A 5,396-nucleotide genomic window follows, 5' to 3' on the forward strand; every position below is an offset into this window, starting at 1 on the left:
ATGGCGATGGTGCTCGGGTGGTGCGCGGTCGTCGGCACGCTCGCCGAGCCGTGGTACCTCGGCGAGTTCACCGAGAAGCTGATCACGCCGGTGCACGGCAACATCATCCTGCTCGGCGTGGCGGCGTGCCTGGCCGGTGTCTTCATCACCGGGCTGGCCGGGCGGACCAAGGAACTGGAACTGCCGGCCGACCAGAAGCTCGGACAGGTCGTGGAGTTCGACTTCCGCAAGGGCGTGATGGTGGCCGCGGTCTCGGGCGTGTTCAGCGCGTGCTTCGCGTTCGGCCTGGCGAGCGGCAACCCGATCAAGGCGATCACGCTGCAGCACGGCACCGACACGATCTGGCAGGGCCTGCCCGTGCTGGTCGTGGTGCTCGCGGGTGGCTTCGTGACCAACGCCGCGTGGTGCCTGTACCTGAACGTCAAGAACGGCACCGGCTTCCAGTACGTGAGCCCGGAGATTCGCGAGTCCTCGCCCCCGGCAGCGCTCGCCGCGGCCTTCGGCGAGGGCGGACCGCCGACGCACGTGCCGACCGACGGCCGCAAGGACCCGACGCCCGTGCCGCTGTTCTGGAACTACGTGTTCAGCGCCGCCGCCGGCATCCTGTGGTACCTGCAGTTCTTCTTCTACTCGATGGGCGAGACGCAGATGGGCGCGTACAAGTTCTCGAGCTGGACGCTGCACATGGCGAGCATCATCATCTTCGCCACCATCTGGGGCGTGTTCCTGAAGGAGTGGCGCGGCGCGAGCCCGAAGGCGATGCGACTGCTGCGTCTCGGCGTCGCCACGCTGCTGCTCTCCACCCTCATCGTCGGCTACGGCAACTACCTGGGCGCAACGCCATAGTTGCCGGGTACCGGGTACCGGGTACCGGGTACCGGGTGCCGGGTACGGGGTGCCGCCCCGTCCTGTCATTTCTGCCAGTAGTGCCCACACCACCCTCCGGCTAGCCTCGTCACCGGACGCGAAGTCCGAGTGGCCGCCCGGTCGTCGTTGTGACGAGGGGCGTGGCCCGCAGGAGGAGTGGAGACGTGACGCGCTCGACACGCTGGTACCTGAGTCTCGCGCTGTGCGCTGCCAGCGCCTGCGCCGCCGCCCCTGAAGCGCCACAGGCGCCGGCAGCTGCGCCAGGCGCGAGCGCTGGCCTCGACCGGACGGTGCTGCCCATCGCCGACCCGTCATACCCGGCGAGCACGCAACTCGAGGCCAGCAAGGCGACGCCACCGGCGCGCTTCGAGGTCAAGGCGCCCGCCGATGCGCCCAACGTGGTGGTGGTGCTGCTCGACGACTTCGGCTTCGGCCAGTCGAGCACCTTCGGCGGCGCCATCGAGATGCCCAACCTCGACCGCCTCGCGGCCGACGGCCTGCGCTACAACAACTTCCACGTCGCAGCCCTCTGCTCGCCGACGCGCGTCGCCCTGCAGACCGGGCGTAATCATCATTCGGCCAATGCCGGCGCGGTGATGGACATCGCGACGGCGTTTCCCGGCAACAGCGGCAACCGCCCCAACAGCATCACGCCGCTGGCCGAGATCCTGCGCCTGAACGGCTACAGCACCGGCGCCTTCGGCAAGTACCACGAGACGGCGCCATGGGAGGTCAGCCCGTCGGGGCCGACCGATCGCTGGCCGACGCGCTCGGGCTTCGACAAGTTCTACGGCTTCATCGGCGGCGAGACCAACCAGTGGGCGCCGACGCTGTACGACGGCCTCACGCGCATCGAGGCGCCCGCCGACCCGAACTACCACTTCATGACCGACATGACGAACCAGGCCATCGCCTGGGTGCGTCAGCAGCAGGGCCTCACGCCCGACCGCCCGTTCTTCATGTACTTCGCGCCGGGCGCCACGCATGCCCCACACCACGTGCCCGCGTCCTACATCAAGAAGTACGCCGGCCGTTTCGATCGCGGCTGGGATGCCTATCGCGAAGAAACGCTGGCGCGCCAGAAGAAGCTGGGCGTCGTCCCCGCCAACACGACGCTGGCGCCCAAGCCGGCTGCGATCAAGGACTGGACGGCGTTGAGCAAGGACGAACAGCGCCTGTTCGCGCGACAGATGGAGGTCTTCGCGGGCTTCGGCGAGCAGACCGACGAGGAGATCGGCCGCCTGTTCGCCGCGCTCGACGAACTCGGCGAGACCGAGAACACGCTGGTCGTCTACATCGTCGGCGACAACGGCGCCAGCCCCGAGGGCGGCCTTGGCGGCGTGGTCAACGAGATGGCCTTCTTCAACGCAACGCCCGAGTCGCTGGGCGACCAGTTGCAGATGATCGACAAGCTTGGCGGCCCCAACACCTACGCGCACTACGCTGCCGGCTGGGCCATCGCGGGTAACACGCCGTTCCAGTACGGCAAGCAGGTGGCCTCGTCGTTCGGCGGCAACCAGAACCCGATGGTGATCCGCTGGCCGAAGCGCATCACGGACAAGGGCGGCGTGCGCGCGCAGTTCCACCACGTGATCGACATCGCCCCGACCATCCTCGAGGCCGCCGGCGTGCCGCAGCCGACGCGCGTGAACGGCATCGCGCAGCGACCGATCGAGGGCACCAGTCTGCTCTACACGTTCGGCAACGCGGCGGCGCCGAGCACCCACACCACGCAGTACTTCGAGATCGGCGGCAACCGCGGCATCTATCACGATGGCTGGTTCGCCGGCACCGTGCACCGCGCGCCGTGGGAGCAGAAGCCGCGCGCGTCGCTGACCGCCGACACGTGGGAGCTGTACCGGGTCTCGGAGGACTTCAGCGGCTCGACCAACCTCGCGGCCAGCAATCCGGAGAAGCTGAAGGAACTGCAGGCGCTGTTCCTGACCGAGGCCGGCAAGTACCAGGTGCTCCCGATCGACGACCGCAGCGTGGAGCGCATGGACCCGGCCGTCGCCGGCCGGCCCGACCTGATGGGCGGCCGCACGTCGCTCACGCTATACCCCGGCGCCGTGGCGATGGCCGAGAACGCGTTCATCAACGTCAAGAACCGCTCGCACTCGATCACCGCGACGATCGACGGCAAGGGCGACGGTGTGATCCTCGCGCAGGGCGGCCGCTTCTCGGGCTGGAGCCTGTACGTGAAGAATGGCCGGCCGATGTACGCCTACAACTGGCTGGGTCGCGAGATCTACAGCGTCGCCGGTACCGCGCCACTGCCGGCGGGGCCGGTCACGATCCGCTACGACTTCGCCTACGACGGCGGCGGCCGCGGCAAGGGCGGCACGGGCACGCTCACCGTCAACGGCACGAAGGTCGGCGAGGGGCGCATCGAGAAGACGATCCCGAACGTCTTCTCGCCCGACGAGGGCGCCACCGTCGGCATCGACGATGAGACCCCGGTGACCGACGACTACAAGGCGGTGACCAACCGCTTCACCGGCACGCTCCGCAAGATCGTTGTCGAGGTGAAGTAGACGGCAGTCGGGCGTCGGCAGTCGGCAGTTGGCGGGCGTGGCGCGCGCCCATGCCTGGGCGCTGCGCGTTGGTTCGTGGGCGTCGACGTTTACGTCGACGCTCTTCCCTCTCGAATGCGCTTCACCGACGCACCGGCTCGTCGTCCCGTGCCCTTGCGCACGGCGGTCGGGGCCGGGGGGGCCACTCCCGAGCCCCACTGCTCCGCAAGCCCCGCCTCGGTCTCGAGCACCTCGGCATGCCGGCGCTGCAGTTCCTGCACGAACGCACCTGCGAGCGGCGTGAGCGGGTGATTGCGCAGGCGGACGACCGCCCATTCCGTCTTGAGCCAGGGCACGGCCATGAGGGGCGTCAGCCTCCCGGCCTGGAGTTCCTCCTGCACCAGTCCCAGCGAGGTGAACACGAGCACGTCCGACTCCGCCGCGATGCGCTTGGCGAGGTCGACCGACGGGCACGTGACGGCGGGAAACACCGGGAAGATCGGGTGGCCTTCGCGTCGCCGCAGTTCCTGCGCGTTCAGGATGGGCTGCAGGACGCGCGGCGGTAGCCACGACACCATCGCGAACGGGTAGGCGAACGCTGCCGCGACGCCGCGGTCGGCCGCCAGTGCGAGTGGATGTCCCTTCCTCCCCACCACGTACCCGCCGATGGGCGCCAGGCGCAGCGACATGTCCAGGTCGTCCTCCTCGCTCAGCACGCTCGTGTCGGCCACGAAGAAGCTGAACTGCCGCCCTCTCAACCCGCGCAACAGTGCTTCCGCCGTGCCCATCTCGATCGAGACGCGCACCGTCGGATGGGCGGCGACGAACCGCGGCGCCGCCACCGGGAGCAGCACCTCCGCGGCGTAGGGGCCGAGGCCGATCGACAGCGAGCCGCTCTGCAGTCCGTGCGCGAGCCTGGTTTCGCGATCGAGGTCCTGGACGCGCGCGAGGATGTCGCGCGCGCGTTCGAGGAAGACGCGCCCCAGGTCGGTGGGTTCGACCCCGCGGCGTCCCCGATGGAAGAGCGGCGCGCCGGTCCGGTCCTCCAGGAGCCGAATGGCATGACTCAGCGTCGGCTGGGACTGGTTCAGGGCCGCGGCGGCGCGGGTGAAGCTGCGATGCGCGTCGAGGGCCACCGCCTGCTCGAGGAGTCGGAGTTCGAACGGCACCATCCTCAGTCACCTCACGCACTAAATATAGATGGAGTTAATCGAACAGATTAAAACCATTCATTTGGTAAATGCTGGACCGACCTCTAGTATCGAGGGCATGAAGACCGGACCAGCCAGACACCTCATCGCCGCCACGCTCGCCTGGGCCATGGCCGCCACCACGGCAGGCGCCCAGGCCCTGCCCACGAGTGGCGTCGTCGCGTCCCGGCTCGGGCCACTCGAACTGAAGAACGGCTACCCGACCGACCCGACGGTCAGGAAGATCTTCGACGACCTCGACTTCCAGCGGGCCTGCCAGGCCTACCTCTGGGCCCTGCCGCTGATGGCGATGCAGCAGTGGCAACAGGAGCACCTCACCAAGTTCGGCGCCGGCAAGCTGGACTACGTGGACTACCTCACGTTCACGGACAAGCTCGGCCTGCTCACGGCCAACGCGACGACGCCGTACATCATGGCGTTTCCGAACCTGAAGGAGACGGGGCCGCTGGTGTTCGAGGTGCCCGCCGGTCCGACGGCAGGCGGCTTCACCGACTTCTGGCAGCGGCCGATCACCGACTCGGGCCAGACGGGACCCGACAAGGGCGCCGGCGGGAAGTACCTGATTCTCGGCCCCGACGATCCCGACATGCGCCCGGCGGGCTACTACGTGTTCCGCTCGCCCACGGTGAACATGTGGTCGGCACACCGTGCGCTCGATCCGGACCCGGCCAAGGCCAGGGCCACCATCGCGGCCCTGCGGATCTACCCGTACAGCCAGCGCGAGAACCCGCCGCAGACGCGGCACGTGTCGCCCGCCGGGCGGAAGTGGTCCGGGGAGCAGCCGCGCGGCATGGCGTACTGGGAA

4 protein-coding genes are annotated in these 5,396 nt (G+C 68.8%); 3 read left to right on the forward strand and 1 reads right to left on the reverse strand.

Features of this window, described 5'->3' with window-relative positions:
- The coding region (locus tag ACIRDX_RS20185) for an L-rhamnose/proton symporter RhaT (protein ID WP_396627236.1) at nt 1–846 on the forward strand (846 nt) is incomplete at its 5' end.
- Between the two features lie 185 nt (nt 847–1,031).
- On the forward strand, nt 1,032–3,401 hold the full coding sequence (locus ACIRDX_RS20190) for an arylsulfatase (RefSeq protein ID WP_396627237.1): 2,370 nt from the start codon (nt 1,032–1,034) through the stop codon (nt 3,399–3,401).
- A gap of 89 nt (nt 3,402–3,490) precedes the next feature.
- Here ACIRDX_RS20190 and ACIRDX_RS20195 read toward each other — a convergent pair whose 3' ends face one another.
- A complete protein-coding gene (locus ACIRDX_RS20195) occupies nt 3,491–4,549 on the reverse strand; it encodes a LysR family transcriptional regulator (protein ID WP_396627238.1) in 1,059 nt (352 codons plus the stop codon).
- A 100-nt stretch (nt 4,550–4,649) separates the two neighbouring features.
- Between ACIRDX_RS20195 and ACIRDX_RS20200 the strand changes: the two genes are divergently transcribed.
- On the forward strand, nt 4,650–5,396 hold a 747-nt coding region (locus ACIRDX_RS20200), incomplete at its 3' end, for a DUF1254 domain-containing protein (protein ID WP_396627239.1).

Origin of the sequence: Luteitalea sp. (genome assembly GCF_044337415.1) — a bacterium.
Lineage (GTDB): Bacteria > Acidobacteriota > Vicinamibacteria > Vicinamibacterales > Vicinamibacteraceae > Luteitalea.